This window comes from Citrobacter sp. KTE151 (assembly GCF_000398845.1).
Taxonomy (GTDB): domain Bacteria; phylum Pseudomonadota; class Gammaproteobacteria; order Enterobacterales; family Enterobacteriaceae; genus Citrobacter; species Citrobacter braakii.
Window position 1 is genome coordinate 1 of the sequence record NZ_KB976067.1, and the last position, 19,862, is coordinate 19,862.

Consider the following 19,862-nt stretch of genomic DNA (forward strand, 5'->3'; position numbering starts at 1 on the left):
CCCGGTTTAAGCATGTAGGCGGAGATTCCAGGTAAATCCGGAGTCTTGTTAACGCTGAGGTGTGATGACGAGGCACTACGGTGCTGAAGTAACAAATGCCCTGCTTCCAGGAAAAGCCTCTAAGCATCAGGTAACACGAAATCGTACCCCAAACCGACACAGGTGGTCAGGTAGAGAATACCAAGGCGCTTGAGAGAACTCGGGTGAAGGAACTAGGCAAAATGGTGCCGTAACTTCGGGAGAAGGCACGCTGATATGTAGGTGAAGTGATTTACTCATGGAGCTGAAATCAGTCGAAGATACCAGCTGGCTGCAACTGTTTATTAAAAACACAGCACTGTGCAAACACGAAAGTGGACGTATACGGTGTGACGCCTGCCCGGTGCCGGAAGGTTAATTGATGGGGTTATCCGTAAGGAGAAGCTCTTGATCGAAGCCCCGGTAAACGGCGGCCGTAACTATAACGGTCCTAAGGTAGCGAAATTCCTTGTCGGGTAAGTTCCGACCTGCACGAATGGCGTAATGATGGCCAGGCTGTCTCCACCCGAGACTCAGTGAAATTGAACTCGCTGTGAAGATGCAGTGTACCCGCGGCAAGACGGAAAGACCCCGTGAACCTTTACTATAGCTTGACACTGAACACTGGTCCTTGATGTGTAGGATAGGTGGGAGGCTTTGAAGTGTGGACGCCAGTCTGCATGGAGCCAACCTTGAAATACCACCCTTTAATGGCTGGTGTTCTAACGTAGACCCGTAATCCGGGTTGCGGACAGTGTCTGGTGGGTAGTTTGACTGGGGCGGTCTCCTCCTAAAGAGTAACGGAGGAGCACGAAGGTTAGCTAATCCTGGTCGGACATCAGGAGGTTAGTGCAAAGGCATAAGCTAGCTTGACTGCGAGAGTGACGGCTCGAGCAGGTGCGAAAGCAGGTCTTAGTGATCCGGTGGTTCTGAATGGAAGGGCCATCGCTCAACGGATAAAAGGTACTCCGGGGATAACAGGCTGATACCGCCCAAGAGTTCATATCGACGGCGGTGTTTGGCACCTCGATGTCGGCTCATCACATCCTGGGGCTGAAGTAGGTCCCAAGGGTATGGCTGTTCGCCATTTAAAGTGGTACGCGAGCTGGGTTTAGAACGTCGTGAGACAGTTCGGTCCCTATCTGCCGTGGGCGCTGGAGAATTGAGGGGGGCTGCTCCTAGTACGAGAGGACCGGAGTGGACGCATCACTGGTGTTCGGGTTGTCATGCCAATGGCATTGCCCGGTAGCTAAATGCGGAAGAGATAAGTGCTGAAAGCATCTAAGCACGAAACTTGCCCCGAGATGAGTTCTCCCTGACCCCTTAAGGGTCCTGAAGGAACGTTGAAGACGACGACGTTGATAGGTCGGGTGTGTAAGCGTAGCGATACGTTGAGCTAACCGATACTAATGAACCGTGAGGCTTAACCTTACAACGCCGAAGGTGTTTTGGCGAAAGAGACATCGAAATTCAGCTTGATTACAGATTACATCGACATGCGAAAAGTGTGTTGATAGACAGAATTTGCCTGGCGGCTGTAGCGCGGTGGTCCCACCTGACCCCATGCCGAACTCAGAAGTGAAACGCCGTAGCGCCGATGGTAGTGTGGGGTCTCCCCATGCGAGAGTAGGGAACTGCCAGGCATCAAATTGCAGTAAACCGGGATGAATAATCCGGGTAGTGACAAAGAAATTCGGTGGAGCGGTAGTTCAGTTGGTTAGAATACCTGCCTGTCACGCAGGGGGTCGCGGGTTCGAGTCCCGTCCGTTCCGCCACTTATTAGAAAATTAAGCCTGCTACCAAGCAGGCTTAATGATAAGAAAATTTAGGGGCGTAGCTCAGTTGGTAGAGCACCGGTCTCCAAAACCGGGTGTCGCGAGTTCGAGTCTCTCCGCCCCTGCCAGAAACAATCCTTAGCATTTTTGCTAAGGATTTTTTTTTACCTGCAATTTGATTTATGCCTTCCTGCTATTTTACTCCCGGCATCCTTGCCCATATTTTCTTTAATTTTCCAGAATATTCGTTCTCAGCAGATCGCAAATTAGTCCATTTTTATCGCTGTTTTGCAGCCAAACTGCATATAAAGGACGTGAAAGCGTTGTACTGTCGGTAACCGTATGGAGATCGCTTTTGGTTTTGGCCCAGTTGACGGGAAGCCAGCTAAAGCCCTTAATCACTGAAAGTTGCTGCCTGGCCAATTCTGCCGAACTGGTGGTGAGTACCGGCACTTCATCTCCCGCTATTAGTCCCGCTTCGTGTTGTTGAAAATCGGGTCCCCATTCCAGGCGTAAATAATTCAGCTCATCTTTGGTTTGCGACGGAGAGCTGCAATAGAGCGCCAGCGTGAAATATCCCAACAGTTGGCTGCTAAATTCGTCCATTTTGGGTGTTTCGGTAGTAATCAGTAGATCAAGCTGTCGTTCATGAAGCTGTTTTACTAACGACTGGCGCTGAGCGATCCTCGCTTCAAACTGCAGGCTGGATTGTGGCTCCTGAGATTGATACAAACGCCTCAACCAGTCATTAAGCATGCACTCCCAGAGAGATGCGCTGGCACCGATAGAAAACTCGTTATGCCGCGAGGTATTCGCGACTTCTTTACGTGCTGCCTGCCACGTATTCATCAACGTTTCGGCGTAAGGCAATAATTTTTCACCTGCAGCGGTTAAACGGATATTGTTTCTGTGTCGGGTAAACAGGTTTACACCCAATTGATTTTCCAGTTGTCTGATCCGGAAACTAACCGCTGATTGGGTCAGGTAGAGCGCTTCAGCAGCCCTGCCAAAGTGGCGTGTCCGGCTAACTTCCAGGAAAGTTTTTAACAATTCCGTATCCACAACTCGCTCCATAAAATTATTTGTCGTTATGATTTAAATCTTTTGTTTGACGCTCTGTCAAGCGTAACTAATACTCCGCGCCATAAATAGCTCGGCCAAAGAATTAGGAGCGTGCAGGATGGCGGAAAGCTTTACGACGACTAATCGATATTTCGATAATAAATATTATCCCCGCGGATTCTCCCGTCATGGTGATTTCACCATTAAAGAAGCACAACTGCTTGAGCGTCACGGTTATGCTTTCAACGAGCTGGATCTGGGCAAGCGTGAGCCGGTAACTGAAGAAGAAAAACTGTTTGTTGCGGTATGCCGTGGTGAACGTGAGCCGGTTACCGAAGCTGAACGTGTGTGGTCTAAATACATGACGCGTATTAAGCGTCCAAAACGCTTCCACACCTTATCGGGTGGGAAACCTCAGGTGGAAGGCGCAGAAGACTACACCGAATCTGATGATTAATAAAAAAAGGGCGAAAGCCCTTTTTTTATGTCAGTAGTTTCTGCAGATGAATGAGTAACCTGTCTATCGCTCGGTACCCAACGGCCTCCTGTAAATGCTGGCGAGAGATGTGATCACATTGTTCGATATCCGCAATCGTTCGAGCGACCTTAATCAGGCGCAGCCAGGCGCGGATAGACAATCCGAGATGCGCGAGCGTTTCTTCAAGCCACTGTGCATCGTCGCTACGCAGTAGGCAGTATTTATGAATATCCTGACTGTCCAGATGTGCGTTTAACTTATTTTGCCGCTGATACTGACGCTCTCGCGCTGCCATAACACGTTGCTTCACCGTTGCGCTATTTTCCCCTTTCATCGCGTTCTGGCTGAGTATACCGGGCGGCGGTAAGGGAATTTCGAGGGAGAGGTCGAAGCGGTCAAGAAATGGACCTGACAATCGATTTAGGTAGCGCAGCGTCTGTTCTGGGGTACAGCGGTTATGGTTCCCCTGATAATGGCCCGTCGGGCTTGGATTCATCGCAGCTATGAGTTGAAAGCGTGCGGGATAGGTTATTTTTGCTCTGGTGCGGGATAGATGGATCTGCCCGGACTCGATGGGTTCGCGCAGTGCATCCAGCGTGCGCCGCTCAAACTCGGGTAGTTCATCCAGAAACAGTATGCCGTTGTGCGCTAAAGAGATCTCTCCTGGCGCAGGAATAGAGCCTCCACCGACCATGGCGGTTAATGAAGCACTGTGATGTGGCGAGCGAAAAGGGCGCTGCTTCCACTGTTTTTGTATCGTGTCGGAATGGATCAGACTGAGTATCGCGGCACTTTCCAGCGCTTCATCGTTGCTAAGTGGAGGGAGTAGCCCTCTGAGTCGACTGGCTAGCATAGTCTTTCCCGTACCCGCCGGGCCGATGAGCAAGAGGTTGTGGCCGCCTGCTGCGGTAAGCTCCAGCCCGCGTTTACCCTGTTCCTGGCCGATAACATCACTCAGATCATCAGCTAATGCGTTAGGCGTAAAATCTGCGGATGATGGCCTGTCTAAATCATGCTTACCTTCGAGAAATGCGCATACGGTCTGCAGGTGATCGGCGATCAGGCACCCTTCGCCGTGTATCAGTCCAACTTCAGCGGCATTCTCTTTTGCAACAATAATTCGCCTGCCTGCACGAATGGCCTCGGTTGCGCTTGATATCGCGCCGGGAACGCCGCGTAGCGCGCCTGTAAGCGCTAATTCACCTACCAGCTCGTAGGTGTCGAGATTGTTGGGTGTAAGCTGCTCAGAAGCGGCCAGAAGCGCAACAGCGATAGGTAAATCATATCGCCCCCCTTCTTTCGGGAGATCGGCCGGAGCGAGGTTTATAGTTATTTTCTTTGCCGGGAATTCATAACCGCTATTAATAATCGCACTGCGTACCCGATCGCGAGCCTCTTTCACCGTCGTTTCGGGCAGCCCCACCATGGTTAAACCAGGCAGGCCGTTGCTGATATGTACCTCGATGGTAATGGCTGGCGCATTCACGCCTAGCGCGGCGCGTGTGTGAACAATCGATAGTGACATAATTCCTCCTGATAAAAGTATTATGTCGTAATACATCGCGGCAAGATTTCATATAATTACGGTTTTTAGATGCTGATTCCCGTATTTTTGCGCAACGTATAACTGCTTGCATTAAGCCTGGAATGACGCCCGCAAATGCTTTTGAATGGTGTTTGTATTGGGGATCGGGTTAGCGAGGATCGTCTGAAGCGTGAAATATTTTCATTTTTGATTTTTTTGTATAAAAAACAACGGTATTTATCTAAACCGTTAACGACGTCAGAAAAACGAATAAAAAAATATCTTGTGTCATTTGCAAATTCTATGGTAACTCTTTAGGTATTCCTTCGAACAAGATGCAAGAAAATACAAAAATGACAGCCCTTCTACGAGTGATTAGCCTGGTCGTGATTAGCGTGGTGGTGATTATTATCCCACCGTGCGGGGCTGCACTTGGACGAGGAAAGGCTTAGAAAACAAGCCTTAACAAACTAAGACCCCCGCACCGAAAGGTCCGGGGGTTTTTTTTGACCTTAAAAACATACACGAGGAGCAGAAAGTGAACGGTAGCATAAAATTCTGTTTCTCAAGATTTACGGCGGGGATGTAACTATGAATGGGGCACAGTGGGTGGTACATGCGTTGCGTGCACAAGGGGTTCAAACCGTCTTTGGTTATCCTGGTGGCGCAATTATGCCGGTTTACGATGCGTTGTATGACGGCGGCGTAGAGCACCTGTTGTGCCGACACGAGCAGGGTGCGGCAATGGCGGCGATTGGCTATGCCCGTGCGACCGGTAAAACCGGCGTTTGTATCGCTACCTCCGGCCCTGGCGCAACCAACCTGATCACGGGCCTTGCCGATGCGCTGTTAGATTCTGTTCCAGTGGTGGCGATCACCGGTCAGGTGGCATCACCTTTCATCGGAACGGATGCGTTCCAGGAAGTGGACGTGCTGGGGATGTCTCTGTCCTGCACCAAACACAGCTTCCTGGTACAGTCACTCGAAGAGCTGCCGCGTATCATGGCTGAGGCTTTCGCCGTGGCGAATTCCGGTCGTCCGGGTCCGGTTCTGGTTGATATCCCGAAAGACATTCAATTAGCCAGCGGTTCGCTGGAGCCATATTTTACGACCGTCGAAAACGTAGAGACGTTTCCGCACGCTGACGTTGAGCAGGCTCGTAAAATGCTGGCGCAGGCGCAAAAGCCCATCCTGTACGTAGGTGGTGGCGTAGGTATGGCGCAGGCGGTCCCGGCCCTGCGTGAATTTATCGCGATAACCCAAATGCCGGTCGCCTGCACGCTGAAAGGTCTGGGCGCAGTAAATGCTGACTACCCGTACTATTTGGGCATGTTGGGAATGCACGGTACTAAAGCCGCGAATTTCGCGGTGCAAGAGTGCGATTTACTGATTGCGGTTGGCGCACGTTTTGATGACCGGGTGACTGGCAAGCTGAATACCTTCGCACCGAACGCCAGCGTAATCCACATGGATATCGATCCAGCGGAAATGAATAAACTGCGCCAGGCACACGTGGCGCTGCAGGGGGATTTAAATTCTCTGCTGCCAGCATTACAGCAATTGATGAAGATTGACGAATGGCGTCAGCACAGCGCTGAACTGCGCGCAGAACATACCTGGCGCTACGACCATCCGGGGGAAGCTATCTATGCGCCACTGTTGTTAAAGCAGTTATCCGATCGCAAACCTGCGGATAGCGTAGTGACAACGGATGTTGGCCAGCATCAGATGTGGTCGGCACAGCATATGACCTACACTCGCCCTGAAAATTTCATCACGTCGAGCGGTCTGGGGACGATGGGCTTTGGCCTGCCAGCAGCGGTTGGCGCGCAGGTTGCTCGCCCGAATGATACTGTAATCTGTATCTCCGGTGACGGTTCCTTCATGATGAATGTACAGGAATTGGGCACCGTAAAACGCAAGCAGTTGCCGCTGAAGATAGTTTTACTCGACAACCAGCGGTTAGGCATGGTGCGACAATGGCAGCAGCTGTTTTTCCAGGAACGTTATAGCGAAACCACCCTTACCGATAACCCCGATTTCCTCATGTTGGCCAGAGCCTTCGGCATTCCTGGTCAACACATCACCCGTAAAGACCAGGTTGAAGCGGCACTCGACACCATGCTGAACAGCGAGGGGCCATACTTGCTTCATGTCTCAATCGACGAACTTGAGAATGTCTGGCCTCTGGTGCCACCCGGCGCCAGTAACTCAGAAATGCTGGAGAAATTATCATGATGCAACATCAGGTCGCCGTTGAGGCTCGTTTCAACCCGGAAACGTTAGAACGTGTTTTACGCGTGGTACGTCATCGTGGTTTTCAGGTGTGCTCCATGAATATGGAAGCCGCCAGCGATGCGCAGAATATAAATATCGAATTGACCGTTGCCAGCCCCCGGTCGGTCGACTTACTGTTTAGTCAGTTAAGTAAACTGGTAGATGTTGCACATGTTGCTATCTGCCAGAGCACAACCACATCACAACAAATCCGCGCCTGAGCGCAAAAGGAAGAAAAATGACGACGAAAAAAGCTGATTACATTTGGTCTAATGGCGAGATGATTCGTTGGGAAGACGCGAAGGTCCACGTGATGTCCCACGCACTGCACTACGGTACTTCTGTATTTGAAGGGATCCGTTGCTACGATTCTCACAAAGGGCCGGTAGTGTTCCGTCATCGCGAACATATGCAGCGTCTGCGTGATTCAGCCAAGATCTATCGTTTTCCCGTTTCTCAGAGCGTTGATGAGCTGATGGAAGCTTGCCGTGAGGTGATTCGTAAAAACAACCTGACCAGCGCCTATATCCGTCCGCTGGTGTTTGTTGGTGACGTAGGGATGGGCGTTAACCCGCCTGCGGGATACACCACTGATGTGATAATCGCCGCGTTCCCATGGGGGGCTTACCTCGGTGCTGAAGCGCTGGAGCAGGGGATCGACGCGATGGTTTCTTCCTGGAACCGCGTTGCGCCGAACACGATTCCTACCGCTGCTAAAGCAGGTGGTAACTACCTGTCTTCGCTGCTGGTGGGTAGTGAAGCGCGTCGTCATGGCTACCAGGAAGGCATTGCGCTGGATGTGAATGGCTACATCTCCGAAGGCGCGGGCGAAAACCTGTTTGAAGTAAAAGACGGCATTCTGTTTACCCCGCCGTTTACCTCTTCCGCGCTGCCGGGTATCACCCGTGACGCGATCATTAAGCTGGCGAAAGATCTCGATATCGAAGTGCGTGAGCAGGTGCTGTCTCGTGAATCGCTGTACCTGGCCGACGAAGTGTTCATGTCCGGTACCGCGGCCGAAATCACCCCAGTACGCAGCGTCGATGGTATTCAGGTGGGCGAAGGCCGCTGCGGTCCGGTCACCAAACGCATCCAGCAGGCCTTCTTTGGCCTCTTCACCGGTGAAACGGAAGATAAATACGGCTGGTTGGATTCAGTAAACCAATAACAAAATTAATATTTCCCCAAAATAGTTCACGTTGCAGGAAGACGGCAACGCAGCGAGTCCCCAGGAGCTTACTTTAGTAGGTGACTGGGGGGAGCGAGGCAGCCCTCAGCTGCGGCGTGAAATATGCAGGGGAAAGACAGACGGGAGTTAATCAAGCATGCCTAAGTATCGTTCTGCTACCACCACCCACGGCCGCAATATGGCGGGTGCCCGCGCACTGTGGCGCGCCACCGGGATGACCGATGATGACTTCGGTAAACCGATTATCGCTGTGGTGAACTCCTTTACCCAGTTTGTGCCGGGCCACGTCCACCTGCGCGATCTCGGTAAGCTGGTTGCCGAACAAATCGAAGCCTCAGGCGGCGTGGCGAAAGAGTTCAACACCATCGCCGTGGATGATGGTATCGCCATGGGTCATGGCGGCATGCTTTATTCACTGCCGTCGCGTGAGCTGATCGCCGATTCAGTGGAATATATGGTTAACGCCCACTGCGCCGATGCGATGGTCTGCATCTCTAACTGCGATAAAATCACCCCCGGGATGTTAATGGCCTCTCTGCGGCTGAATATTCCGGTGATCTTTGTTTCCGGCGGCCCAATGGAAGCCGGGAAAACCAAGCTCTCTGACCAAATCATCAAGCTTGATCTGGTTGATGCGATGATTCAGGGGGCAGACCCGAAAGTCTCCGACTCGCAGAGCGAGCAGGTTGAACGTTCGGCCTGTCCGACCTGCGGCTCGTGCTCCGGGATGTTCACCGCCAACTCGATGAACTGTCTGACCGAAGCGCTGGGTCTGTCGCAGCCGGGTAACGGTTCGCTGTTGGCGACTCATGCCGACCGTAAAGAGCTGTTCCTCAACGCAGGTAAACGCATCGTTGAGCTGACCAAACGCTACTACGAGCAGGATGACGCTTCAGCCCTGCCGCGCAACATTGCCAGCAAGGCGGCGTTTGAGAACGCCATGACGCTGGATATCGCGATGGGCGGCTCCACCAACACCGTTCTGCACCTGCTGGCGGCCGCGCAGGAAGCGGAAATCGACTTCACCATGAGTGATATTGATAAGTTGTCCCGCAAAGTCCCGCAACTGTGTAAAGTTGCGCCGAGTACGCAGAAATACCATATGGAAGACGTGCACCGCGCGGGCGGCGTACTGGGCATTTTAGGCGAGCTGGATCGCGCCGGTCTACTGAACCGTGACGTGAAAAACGTGCTGGGGCTGACTCTGCCGCAAACGCTCGATAGTTATGACGTCATGCTGACCAAAGACGACGCGGTGAAAAAAATGTTCCGCGCAGGTCCGGCTGGCATCCGTACCACCCAGGCGTTCTCGCAGGATTGTCGTTGGGACACCCTGGATGATGACCGCGCAGAAGGTTGCATTCGCTCGTTGGAACATGCTTACAGCAAAGACGGCGGCCTGGCAGTCCTGTACGGTAACTTCGCGGAAAACGGCTGTATCGTAAAAACCGCTGGTGTGGATGACAGCATCCTGAAATTCACCGGCCCGGCAAAAGTGTATGAAAGCCAGGACGATGCGGTTGAAGCTATCCTCGGCGGTAAAGTGGTTGCCGGCGACGTGGTGGTGATTCGCTACGAAGGGCCGAAGGGCGGGCCAGGCATGCAGGAAATGCTCTACCCAACCACCTTCCTGAAATCGATGGGTCTCGGTAAGGCCTGCGCGCTGATTACTGACGGTCGTTTCTCCGGCGGTACTTCAGGGCTTTCCATTGGTCACGTTTCTCCTGAAGCGGCCAGCGGCGGTAATATCGCAATTATCGAAGATGGCGACATGATTGCTATCGATATCCCGAATCGTGGCATTCAACTGCAACTGAGCGATGCGGAAATCGCTGCGCGCCGTGAAGCGCAAGAAGCTCGTGGTGACAAAGCCTGGACGCCAAAAGTTCGTCAGCGTCAGGTCTCCTTTGCGCTGCGCGCTTACGCCAGCCTGGCAACCAGCGCCGACAAAGGTGCGGTGCGCGATAAGTCGAAACTAGGGGGATAATGACCATGGCGGATTCTCAACCCCTCTCCGGCGCTCCAGAAGGCGCCGAGTATCTCAGAGCAGTGCTGCGTGCGCCGGTATACGAAGCGGCGCAGGTCACACCGCTACAAAAAATGGAAAAACTCTCTTCGCGCCTCGATAACGTGATTCTGGTGAAGCGCGAAGACCGTCAACCCGTTCACAGCTTCAAGCTGCGCGGTGCCTATGCCATGATGGCCGGTCTGACCGAAGAGCAAAAAGCGCATGGCGTAATCACCGCATCGGCAGGTAATCATGCTCAGGGGGTAGCTTTCTCTTCTGCGCGATTAGGCGTGAAGGCGCTGATTGTCATGCCTACGTCTACCGCCGATATCAAAGTCGATGCCGTTCGCGGTTTCGGTGGTGAAGTACTGTTACACGGCGCGAATTTTGATGAAGCCAAAGCCAAAGCGATTGAGCTGTCGCAGCAGCAGGGTTTTACTTGGGTTCCTCCGTTCGACCATCCGATGGTGATTGCCGGGCAGGGCACGCTGGCACTGGAGTTATTGCAGCAGGATGCCCACCTTGATCGTGTATTCGTGCCGGTGGGTGGTGGCGGATTAGCGGCAGGCGTGGCGGTGCTGATCAAACAGCTGATGCCGCAGATCAAAGTGATTGCCGTTGAAGCTGAAGACTCTGCCTGCCTGAAAGCGGCGCTGGATGCCGGTCAACCGGTCGATCTTCCGCGTGTTGGCCTCTTTGCTGAAGGCGTGGCGGTGAAACGTATCGGCGACGAAACCTTCCGTTTGTGCCAGGAGTATCTCGACGACATCATCACTGTCGATAGCGACGCTATCTGCGCGGCAATGAAAGATTTGTTCGAGGATGTGCGCGCGGTGGCGGAACCATCCGGTGCGCTGGCGCTGGCGGGGATGAAAAAGTACATTGCCCAGCACAACATTCGTGGCGAACGTCTGGCGCATATCCTTTCCGGCGCTAACGTTAACTTCCATGGCCTGCGCTATGTTTCCGAACGTTGCGAGCTGGGCGAACAGCGCGAAGCGTTGCTGGCAGTAACTATTCCGGAAGAAAAGGGCAGCTTCCTGAAGTTTTGCCAGCTGTTGGGAGGACGCTCGGTTACCGAGTTTAACTACCGATTTGCTGATGCGAAAGACGCCTGTATTTTTGTTGGCGTCCGTCTGAGCCGTGGGCTGGAAGAGCGTAAGGAAATCCTCCAGTTGCTTAATGAGGGCGGCTACAGCGTAGTGGATTTGTCCGACGACGAAATGGCGAAGCTGCACGTGCGCTACATGGTCGGTGGGCGCCCGTCGAAACCCTTGCAGGAGCGGCTGTACAGCTTCGAATTCCCGGAATCTCCGGGGGCGTTGCTCAAATTCCTGCATACCCTGGGGACGCACTGGAATATTTCGTTGTTCCACTATCGTAGCCACGGAACCGATTATGGTCGCGTACTGGCGGCGTTTGAGTTGGGCGAGCACGAGCCTGATTTCGAAACGCGACTGAACGAACTGGGTTATGACTGTCATGATGAAACGCATAACCCGGCGTTCAGGTTCTTCCTGGCGGGTTAGCGGCAGCCATTAAAAAAGGGTTCATGTAAAAACATGAACCCTTTTTGCAACTGTATCAGCAGATTACAGCGTGATGACTTCGAATTCGACTTCGGTGTTTACATCCGCATCGTAATCCACTTCGTCGAGACCAAAACCGAACAGATTCAGGAATTCCTGCTTATATCCTGCATAGTCCGTTTTTTGCGCCAGGTTTTCGGTAGTGATCAGCGGCCACAGATCGCGGCATGCCTGCTGAATGTCTTCACGCAGTTCCCAGTCATCCATACGGATACGCTGGTTGTCATCAAGCGCCACTTTATCGCCGTACAGGCTGGTGGTCATCAGACGGTTGATCTGCTCGATGCAGCCTTCATGAATGCCCTGTTCTTTCATCAGCTTGAAGACCATGGAGATGTACAGCGGCATCACCGGAATAGCAGAAGAGGCCTGCGTGATAACGGATTTCAGTACAGCAACGTTAGCGGAACCGTTCAGCGGAGCCAGTTGATTACGCAGCGCGCCTGCCGCGCGGTCGAGATCTTCTTTTGCTTTGCCCAGCGCGCCGTGCCAGTAGATTGGCCAGGTCAGGTCAGTACCGATGTAGGAGTAGGCAACGGTTTTCACGCCGTCAGCCAGCACGCCTGCTTCGCTCAGCGCGCCCATCCACAGTTCCCAGTCTTCGCCGCCCATAACGGTGACGGTGTTCTGAACTTCTTCTTCGGTTGCCGGCTCAATGCTGGCGGTTATGATCTGATCTTTGTTGGTATCGATCGCTTTAGAGGTATAAACCTCACCGATTGGCTTCAGCGCAGAACGGACGATTTCACCGGTTTTCGGCATTTTACGTACCGGAGATGCCAGTGAGTAAACCACCAGGTCAATCTGACCCAGGTCTTCTTTGATCAGTTTGATAACTTCGTCGCGACACTCGTCGGAGAACGCGTCGCCGTTGATGCTTTTGGAATACAGACCTTCACGTTTTGCGGCCTCATCGAAGGCTGCAGAGTTATACCAGCCCGCGGAACCTGGCTTGGTTTCCGTGCCTGGTTTTTCGAAAAATACGCCGATAGTGGCGGCTCCGCTGCCAAACGCGGCGGAAATTCTGGAAGCAAGGCCGTAACCGGTGGAAGCACCGATGACCAGCACGCGGGAAGGGCCGTTAGCGATTTTCCCGTTTTTCTTCACATAATCGATCTGTTTTTCCACATTGACTTTGCAGCCAGTCGGATGGGTCGTTGTACAGATGAATCCACGAATTTTTGGTTTGATTATCATAATGATGGCTAATTAAGTTTGTATTTTCGCTGTCAAGTGCGCAATGACACCGTCTGTTCTGGCTTGCTAAACGTGATGGTTAACAAGCCCCCCACATCTATTATGGCACGGGACATTATACAGAAAAGGAGCGCCAATACTGAATCTACCACTGATTTTAGGCCTGATGCTGGCGCTACTCGGCGGATTTACGCTCCAGAACAATCTTCCAGAACGCGTCTATGAGCGGCTCATGCAGCCGTTTTTTCGGCGCGCAGACGCCCAGCTCGAACGGCGTTTTTTCGTCGCTGCGTTCTAAAATCATCACGCGATTACGTACCGGCTCCGGGCTGTTTTCCAGCACCACTTCCGGCAGCAGCGCCACGCCGCAACCCAGCGCCACCATCGAGACCATCGCTTCGTGCCCCCCCACGGTGGCGTAAATCGATGGGTTGCTGATTTTGTGACGGCGGAACCACAACTCGATGCGGCGGCGTACCGGCCCCTGGTCGGCCATGATAAACGGCACCGTCGACCAGTCCGGCTTATCGACCGAAACTTGGTTCCGTACCGGGCAAGGCAATGCTGGTGCGATCAACACTACCGTTAAATTCTCCAGCATCGAGAATGCTACTGCGCCGGGCAGCGTCTCCGGCTTACCTGCTATTGCCAGATCGGCCTCTCCGGTGACCACTTTGTCCATTGCGTCAGCGGCATCGCCGGTGGTGAGCTTAATTTCAACCGAGGGGTGCTCGGCGCGAAAGCGGTCGAGAATTGGCGGCAGGTGGCTGTAGGCGGCGGTAACCGAGCAGAAGATATGCAGCTCGCCCGACAACGACGGTCCCTGCTGATCGAGGGTGTGGCGCAATTGTTGATACTGCAACAGCGTCTGCTGGGCAAACACTCGCAGCTCTTCGCCTGCTTCGGTCAGCGTGACCGTACGGTTATCGCGCACAAACAGCGCCTGGCCGAGATCTTCTTCCAGCCGTTGGATCTGGCGTGAGAGTGTGGAGGGGCTGACGTGCATCGCCCGCGCACTGCGGCCAAAGTGGCGGCTTTCCGCCAGATGCAGGAACATTTTCAGATCGCGTAAATCCACGGACGAGCCTCCGATTTTCTACGTTGCAGATATTGCAATGTGATGTTGTGAATATATCAATTTCCGCAATAAATTTCCTGTTGTAATGTGGGTTCATTCTCGCTGAAACGCGAACCGAACAATAAGACAGTACAACATCACGAGGTATCACCATGGCTAACTACTTTAATACACTGAACCTGCGCCAGCAGCTGGCGCAGCTGGGCAAATGTCGCTTTATGGGGCGCGACGAATTCGCCGATGGCGCAAGCTACCTTCAGGGTAAAAAAGTGGTCATCGTCGGGTGCGGCGCTCAGGGGCTGAACCAAGGCCTGAACATGCGCGACTCCGGTCTGGATATCTCCTACGCCCTGCGTAAAGAAGCGATTGCTGAGAAGCGCGCTTCCTGGCGCAAAGCGACCGAAAATGGCTTCAAAGTAGGTACCTACGAAGAGCTGATCCCGCAGGCGGATCTGGTGGTTAACCTGACCCCGGACAAACAGCACTCCGACGTTGTACGTTCCGTACAGCCGCTGATGAAAGATGGCGCGGCGCTGGGCTACTCCCACGGTTTCAACATCGTCGAAGTGGGCGAGCAGATCCGTAAAGATATCACTGTGGTGATGGTTGCGCCGAAGTGTCCGGGTACCGAAGTGCGTGAAGAGTACAAACGTGGTTTTGGTGTTCCAACCCTGATCGCCGTTCACCCGGAAAACGATCCGAAAGGCGAAGGCATGGCGATTGCCAAAGCATGGGCTGCGGCCACTGGCGGTCACCGTGCAGGCGTGCTGGAATCGTCCTTCGTTGCGGAAGTGAAATCTGACCTGATGGGCGAGCAGACAATCCTGTGCGGTATGCTGCAGGCTGGCTCTCTGCTGTGCTTCGACAAGCTGGTGGAAGAGGGTACTGACCCGGCTTACGCCGAAAAACTGATTCAGTTTGGCTGGGAAACCATCACCGAAGCGCTGAAGCAGGGCGGTATCACCCTGATGATGGATCGTCTGTCTAACCCAGCGAAACTGCGTGCTTATGCGCTGTCCGAACAGCTGAAAGAGATCATGGCGCCGCTGTTCCAGAAACACATGGATGACATCATCTCCGGCGAATTCTCTTCAGGCATGATGGCTGACTGGGCCAACGACGATAAGAAACTGCTGACCTGGCGTGAAGAGACCGGCAAAACCGCGTTCGAAACCGCGCCGCAGTTTGAAGGTAAAATTGGCGAGCAGGAGTACTTCGATAAAGGCGTGCTGATGATCGCGATGGTGAAGGCTGGCGTTGAGCTGGCGTTTGAAACCATGGTGGATTCCGGCATCATCGAAGAGTCTGCTTACTACGAATCACTGCACGAACTGCCGCTAATCGCAAACACCATCGCCCGTAAGCGTCTGTACGAAATGAACGTAGTCATTTCCGATACCGCAGAATACGGTAACTACCTGTTCTCTTACGCGTGCGTACCGCTGCTGAAAGAGTTCATGATCACCCTGCAAACCGGAGATCTGGGCAAAGCGATTGCCGAAGGTGCGGTAGACAACGCGCAGCTGCGCGACGTAAACGATGCTATTCGCGGCCATGCTATCGAGAAAGTTGGCCAGAAACTGCGTGGCTATATGACGGATATGAAACGTATTGCTGTAGCTGGCTAAGAGGCCGCCTTTCGGCAAAAAAAAGCCCGGTGGTTGAACACACCGGGCTTTTTATTAGTTACGGTACAGCACTTTAATGATGTGGTAACCGAACTGAGTGTGCAGTGGGCCGGTTGGCTCCAGCACCGGGCAGGAGAACACCACTTTATCAAACGCCGGAACCATCTGGCCCTGACGGAATTCGCCTAAATCGCCGCCGCGTTTGCCCGACGGGCAGATAGAGTGTTTCTTCGCCAGTTTACCAAAATCGGCGCCATTTTTGATTTGTTCCAGAAGATCGAGAGCCAGTTTCTCTTCTTTAACAAGGATATGCACTGCTGATGCTGTTTTTGCCATGGTTTGCGCTCTGAGTTGAGTGATAAATCAGGGCGCAATAGTAGCATGTAATCCATGGTCTTCGACGATGGGCTATGACCGATCCCCCTGGCGTCACTTTCTGCTACAATCCACATCCCCGTGTTTACAGATTGAGCAATCCTCTATGCGTTTGAACCCCGGACAACAACAAGCCGTCGAATTCGTCACCGGACCTTGCCTGGTGCTGGCGGGAGCGGGTTCCGGTAAGACGCGTGTTATCACTAACAAAATCGCACATCTGATCCGTGAATGTGGCTATCAGGCACGGCATATTGCGGCAGTAACCTTTACCAATAAGGCTGCGCGCGAGATGAAAGAACGTGTGGCGCAAACGTTGGGTCGTAAAGAAGCGCGCGGGTTGATGATCTCTACTTTCCACACTCTGGGACTGGATGTCATTAAGCGTGAATACGCCGCGCTAGGGATGAAGTCGAACTTCTCGTTGTTTGATGATACTGACCAGGTGGCCCTGCTTAAGGAATTGACCGAAGGGCTAATTGAAGACGATAAGCTTATCCTTCAACAATTGATTTCAACGATCTCTAACTGGAAAAACGATCTGATGACCCCAGCGCAGGCGGCAGCTACTGCAAAGGGTGAACGCGATCGTATTTTTGCCCACTGCTATGGTCTGTATGACGCGCATATGAAGGCGTGTAACGTCCTTGATTTTGACGATCTGATCCTGCTCCCCACGCTGCTGTTGCAGCGCAATGAAGAAGTACGTGAGCGTTGGCAAAACCGAATCCGCTACCTGCTGGTGGATGAATATCAGGATACCAACACCAGCCAGTACGAGTTGGTGAAGTTGCTGGTGGGGAAACGCGCGCGCTTTACCGTCGTGGGTGATGACGATCAGTCGATCTACTCCTGGCGCGGTGCACGTCCGCAGAACCTGGTACTGTTAAGCAAAGATTTTCCGGCGCTGCAGGTGGTGAAGCTGGAGCAAAACTATCGCTCATCAGGGCGTATCCTGAAGGCGGCGAACATCCTTATTGCTAACAACCCGCACGTCTTTGAAAAACGGCTCTTTTCTGAGCTGGGCTACGGCGCTGAGCTGAAGGTGTTGAGTGCGAATAATGAAGAGCACGAAGCGGAACGCGTGACCGGGGAACTGATTGCCCATCACTTTGTGAACAAGACGCAGTATAAAGACTACGCCATCCTGTATCGCGGTAATCATCAGTCGCGAGTGTTCGAAAAGTTTCTGATGCAGAACCGCATCCCATACAAAATTTCCGGCGGGACGTCGTTCTTCTCGCGTCCAGAGATTAAAGATTTGCTGGCCTATCTGCGCGTGCTCAGCAACCCGGATGATGACAGTGCATTTTTGCGCATCGTAAATACGCCTAAGCGTGAAATCGGTCCGGCCACGCTGCAAAAGTTGGGGGAATGGGCGATGACGCGTAATAAAAGCCTGTTTACCGCTAGCTTTGATATGGGACTTAGCCAGACGCTAACCGGGCGTGGATATGATTCTCTGACCCGCTTTACGCACTGGCTGGGTGACATTCAACGTCTGGCGGAGCGCGAGCCGGTTGCCGCCGTACGCGATCTGATCCACGGCATTGATTACGAATCCTGGCTGTATGAAACCTCGCCGAGCCCGAAAGCGGCCGAAATGCGTATGAAAAACGTCAACACGCTGTTCAGCTGGATGACGGAGATGCTGGAAGGTAGTGAGCTGGAAGAGCCAATGACCCTGACTCAGGTCGTTACCCGCTTTACCCTGCGCGACATGATGGAGCGCGGAGAGAGCGAAGAAGAGTTGGATCAGGTGCAGTTGATGACGCTGCATGCTTCAAAAGGACTGGAGTTCCCGTACGTATTTATGGTGGGAATGGAAGAAGGATTTTTGCCGCACCAGAGCAGCATTGATGAAGATAACATCGACGAAGAGCGTCGTCTGGCTTACGTCGGGATTACGCGTGCGCAGAAAGAACTTATCTTCACGCTGTGTAAAGAGCGCCGTCAGTACGGTGAACTGGTACGACCTGAACCGAGCCGTTTCCTGTTGGAACTACCACAAGATGACGTTATCTGGGAACAGGAGCGTAAAGTGGTGAGTGCCGAGGAGCGGATGCAAAAAGGGCAGGCCAGCATTGCTAACATTCGGGCAATGATGGCGAAAGCCAAAGAGAAATAGGTCTTTTGTAGGCCGGATAAGCGTAAGCGCTATCCGGCAGCCAGCATCTAATGCACTTCCAGCGGCCAGTGGACATAACTTTGCCACTGTATTTCCTGATCGATTAACTCTGTACCTAATGGATGATGTTCCAGCCAGCCTTCCGGTAGCGTTAACGTCAGATTCTCATCCTGAGCTTGCAGGGTGATATGTGGCACTAAATCGTCGCGACGGCGAGCGGCGAAAATGATCGCCAGGCGTAGCAAACGGCAAAGGTGCTCAGCGATGCGTGGTGGCACAGCGTTTTGCTGGTGGAGTGAAGAGAGATCGACCGGATTAGTTTGGTTGAGCAACAGCGTGGCTAACAGTTTTTTCTGCGCGGGAGTAAAGCCCGGGAGATCGAGATTACGTACCAGCCAGGCGGCATGCAGCGGCGCCTGCTTATACTCTACGCTCAGTCCTATTTCATGCAACTGACAGGCACTTTGCAGCAGTTCACGACTAATGGCTTCAAGATGCCACTCATCTTTCACCTGTTCGAGTAAATGTACAGCCAATTGCGTGACGCGATTCGCCTGATCGGTGTCGACCATAAATCGACGCTGAATATTACGCAGCGTACGGCTGCGAATGTCCTGATCAACCGGCAAGTGCAGCATGCCGTAGACCAGACCTTCGCGTAGTGCGCCGCCGGCCAGAGTCATGCATTGAATATTCAGCTCGGTGAAAATGGCGATCAGAATGGCCAGTCCGCTGGGAAAAACCAGTGCGCGTTCCAGCGTTAACCCTTCTATTTCCAGCTCTTCCAGACGACCACAATGAATGGCGCGCTGTTTAAGCTGCTGAAGCTTGACCAACGTAATGCGCTCATCCATGCCTTGCGCCATCATGATTTCCTGTAACGCCTGGACGGTGCCAGAGGCACCAACGCAAACTTTCCAGCCATGAAAACGCAGTTTGTCGGCGACCGGGCGCAGAACTTCGCGAGCCGCTTTCTCTGCTTCGTCAAAGTTTTCCTGTGCCAGATTACGATTGGTGAAATACCTTTCGAGCCAGGTGACGCAGCCCATTGACAGGCTGAACAGAGAGGTGGTTTGCGCGCCGGAGCCGGTAACCATTTCAGTGCTGGCTCCGCCAATATCAACGACCAGACGCTGATCGGCGCCGCCGGTGGTGTGGGCAACACCTTGATAAATCAGCCGCGCTTCTTCTTCACCGCTGATGACCTGGACAGGACAGCCGAGGATCTCTTGCGCTTTGGCGATAAACTCATCGGCGTTTACCGCGATGCGTAATGTTGCCGTGGCGACCACGCGGATTTGCGGCTGAGGGATATCCTGCAGGCGTTCAGCAAACAGGCGCAGGCATTGCCAGCCGCGCTCCATAGCTTCAGCGGAAAGAACGTTGTCGCTGTTGAGGCCAGCGGCCAGACGCACCTTGCGTTTAATACGCGTGAGTGTCTGAATGCTTCCCGCCACCTCGCGTACAACCAGCATATGAAAACTATTCGAGCCTAAATCAATTGCGGCGTACAGCGAAGTGGTTGTGAGCATATC

Annotated in this window: 15 protein-coding genes, 2 tRNA genes and 2 rRNA genes; 13 read left to right on the forward strand and 6 right to left on the reverse strand. The window is 53.1% G+C overall.

Features of this window, described 5'->3' with window-relative positions:
- From WC7_RS02060 to WC7_RS02045, 4 genes are all read left to right on the forward strand, one after another.
- A 23S ribosomal RNA gene (locus WC7_RS02060) occupies positions 1-1,449 on the forward strand; the annotation flags it as partial.
- Between the two features lie 96 nt (positions 1,450-1,545).
- Positions 1,546-1,661 (forward strand): 5S ribosomal RNA (gene rrf / locus WC7_RS02055).
- Between the two features lie 55 nt (positions 1,662-1,716).
- A tRNA-Asp gene (locus tag WC7_RS02050) sits at positions 1,717-1,793 on the forward strand.
- A gap of 52 nt (positions 1,794-1,845) precedes the next feature.
- Positions 1,846-1,921, forward strand: a tRNA-Trp gene (locus WC7_RS02045).
- 100 nt (positions 1,922-2,021) lie between these two features.
- On the opposite strand, the gene hdfR is transcribed toward WC7_RS02045, so the two are convergent.
- Positions 2,022-2,867: an HTH-type transcriptional regulator HdfR gene (hdfR, locus tag WC7_RS02040; protein ID WP_085951100.1), complete on the reverse strand. Its 846-nt coding sequence runs from the start codon at positions 2,865-2,867 to the stop codon at positions 2,022-2,024.
- A 106-nt stretch (positions 2,868-2,973) separates the two neighbouring features.
- Here hdfR and maoP point away from each other — a divergent pair, with 106 nt between their 5' ends.
- Positions 2,974-3,312, forward strand: coding sequence for a macrodomain Ori organization protein MaoP (maoP, locus tag WC7_RS02035; protein ID WP_003018025.1), 339 nt, complete (start codon positions 2,974-2,976; stop codon positions 3,310-3,312).
- A 25-nt stretch (positions 3,313-3,337) separates the two neighbouring features.
- On the opposite strand, the gene WC7_RS02030 is transcribed toward maoP, so the two are convergent.
- Positions 3,338-4,858, reverse strand: a complete 1,521-nt coding sequence (locus WC7_RS02030; protein WP_016155097.1) for a YifB family Mg chelatase-like AAA ATPase — start codon at positions 4,856-4,858, stop codon at positions 3,338-3,340.
- Positions 4,859-5,211: 353 nt separating this feature from the next.
- Between WC7_RS02030 and ilvL the strand changes: the two genes are divergently transcribed.
- The 6 genes from ilvL to ilvA all read left to right on the forward strand — a co-directional run bounded on the left by ilvL (position 5,212) and on the right by ilvA (position 11,861).
- Positions 5,212-5,310, forward strand: a complete 99-nt coding sequence (ilvL, locus tag WC7_RS26165; protein ID WP_001311244.1) for an ilv operon leader peptide — start codon at positions 5,212-5,214, stop codon at positions 5,308-5,310.
- A 139-nt stretch (positions 5,311-5,449) separates the two neighbouring features.
- Entirely contained in the window at positions 5,450-7,096 is a 1,647-nt protein-coding gene (ilvG, locus tag WC7_RS02025; RefSeq protein ID WP_016155098.1) for an acetolactate synthase 2 catalytic subunit, read from the forward strand.
- On the forward strand, positions 7,093-7,356 hold the full coding sequence (gene ilvM / locus WC7_RS02020; protein WP_003018017.1) for an acetolactate synthase 2 small subunit: 264 nt from the start codon (positions 7,093-7,095) through the stop codon (positions 7,354-7,356). The genes ilvG and ilvM overlap by 4 nt, the downstream gene beginning before the upstream one ends.
- A gap of 17 nt (positions 7,357-7,373) precedes the next feature.
- Positions 7,374-8,303 carry a branched-chain amino acid transaminase gene (locus tag WC7_RS02015; RefSeq protein WP_003829030.1) on the forward strand — a complete coding sequence of 310 codons (930 nt, stop codon included), beginning with the start codon at positions 7,374-7,376 and terminating at the stop codon, positions 8,301-8,303.
- Positions 8,304-8,460: 157 nt separating this feature from the next.
- A complete protein-coding gene (ilvD, locus tag WC7_RS02010; protein ID WP_016155099.1) occupies positions 8,461-10,311 on the forward strand; it encodes a dihydroxy-acid dehydratase in 1,851 nt (616 codons plus the stop codon).
- A gap of 5 nt (positions 10,312-10,316) precedes the next feature.
- Positions 10,317-11,861, forward strand: coding sequence for a threonine ammonia-lyase, biosynthetic (gene ilvA / locus WC7_RS02005; RefSeq protein WP_016155100.1), 1,545 nt, complete (start codon positions 10,317-10,319; stop codon positions 11,859-11,861).
- Between the two features lie 63 nt (positions 11,862-11,924).
- On the opposite strand, the gene fabV is transcribed toward ilvA, so the two are convergent.
- Entirely contained in the window at positions 11,925-13,118 is a 1,194-nt protein-coding gene (gene fabV / locus WC7_RS02000) for an enoyl-ACP reductase FabV (RefSeq protein WP_016155101.1), read from the reverse strand.
- A gap of 175 nt (positions 13,119-13,293) precedes the next feature.
- Positions 13,294-14,196, reverse strand: a complete 903-nt coding sequence (gene ilvY, locus WC7_RS01995; protein ID WP_016155102.1) for an HTH-type transcriptional activator IlvY — start codon at positions 14,194-14,196, stop codon at positions 13,294-13,296.
- 152 nt (positions 14,197-14,348) lie between these two features.
- Here ilvY and ilvC point away from each other — a divergent pair, with 152 nt between their 5' ends.
- The gene (gene ilvC / locus WC7_RS01990; protein WP_016155103.1) at positions 14,349-15,824 is read left to right on the forward strand and encodes a ketol-acid reductoisomerase; all 1,476 of its coding nucleotides are present in this window, start codon (positions 14,349-14,351) and stop codon (positions 15,822-15,824) included.
- A 54-nt stretch (positions 15,825-15,878) separates the two neighbouring features.
- Here the strand turns inward: ilvC and ppiC are convergent, their stop codons facing one another.
- The gene (ppiC, locus tag WC7_RS01985; RefSeq protein WP_016155104.1) at positions 15,879-16,160 is read right to left on the reverse strand and encodes a peptidylprolyl isomerase PpiC; all 282 of its coding nucleotides are present in this window, start codon (positions 16,158-16,160) and stop codon (positions 15,879-15,881) included.
- Positions 16,161-16,305: 145 nt separating this feature from the next.
- Here ppiC and rep point away from each other — a divergent pair, with 145 nt between their 5' ends.
- Entirely contained in the window at positions 16,306-18,327 is a 2,022-nt protein-coding gene (rep, locus tag WC7_RS01980; protein WP_016155105.1) for a DNA helicase Rep, read from the forward strand.
- A gap of 47 nt (positions 18,328-18,374) precedes the next feature.
- Here rep and gppA read toward each other — a convergent pair whose 3' ends face one another.
- Entirely contained in the window at positions 18,375-19,859 is a 1,485-nt protein-coding gene (gene gppA / locus WC7_RS01975) for a guanosine-5'-triphosphate,3'-diphosphate diphosphatase (RefSeq protein WP_016155106.1), read from the reverse strand.
- Positions 19,860-19,862: the final 3 nt, after the last annotated feature.

What these genes read in the sequence shown, in the direction of transcription:
- WC7_RS02030 (WP_016155097.1), bottom strand. Translation starts at nt 4,858, where the DNA reads ATGTCACTATCGATTGTTCACACACGCGCCGCGCTAGGCGTGAATGCG.
- rep (WP_016155105.1), top strand. Translation starts at nt 16,306, where the DNA reads ATGCGTTTGAACCCCGGACAACAACAAGCCGTCGAATTCGTCACCGGA.
- ilvL (WP_001311244.1), top strand. Translation starts at nt 5,212, where the DNA reads ATGACAGCCCTTCTACGAGTGATTAGCCTGGTCGTGATTAGCGTGGTG.
- gppA (WP_016155106.1), bottom strand. Translation starts at nt 19,859, where the DNA reads ATGCTCACAACCACTTCGCTGTACGCCGCAATTGATTTAGGCTCGAAT.
- ilvD (WP_016155099.1), top strand. Translation starts at nt 8,461, where the DNA reads ATGCCTAAGTATCGTTCTGCTACCACCACCCACGGCCGCAATATGGCG.
- WC7_RS02015 (WP_003829030.1), top strand. Translation starts at nt 7,374, where the DNA reads ATGACGACGAAAAAAGCTGATTACATTTGGTCTAATGGCGAGATGATT.
- ilvM (WP_003018017.1), top strand. Translation starts at nt 7,093, where the DNA reads ATGATGCAACATCAGGTCGCCGTTGAGGCTCGTTTCAACCCGGAAACG.
- hdfR (WP_085951100.1), bottom strand. Translation starts at nt 2,867, where the DNA reads ATGGAGCGAGTTGTGGATACGGAATTGTTAAAAACTTTCCTGGAAGTT.
- maoP (WP_003018025.1), top strand. Translation starts at nt 2,974, where the DNA reads ATGGCGGAAAGCTTTACGACGACTAATCGATATTTCGATAATAAATAT.
- ppiC (WP_016155104.1), bottom strand. Translation starts at nt 16,160, where the DNA reads ATGGCAAAAACAGCATCAGCAGTGCATATCCTTGTTAAAGAAGAGAAA.
- fabV (WP_016155101.1), bottom strand. Translation starts at nt 13,118, where the DNA reads ATGATAATCAAACCAAAAATTCGTGGATTCATCTGTACAACGACCCAT.
- ilvA (WP_016155100.1), top strand. Translation starts at nt 10,317, where the DNA reads ATGGCGGATTCTCAACCCCTCTCCGGCGCTCCAGAAGGCGCCGAGTAT.
- ilvG (WP_016155098.1), top strand. Translation starts at nt 5,450, where the DNA reads ATGAATGGGGCACAGTGGGTGGTACATGCGTTGCGTGCACAAGGGGTT.
- ilvC (WP_016155103.1), top strand. Translation starts at nt 14,349, where the DNA reads ATGGCTAACTACTTTAATACACTGAACCTGCGCCAGCAGCTGGCGCAG.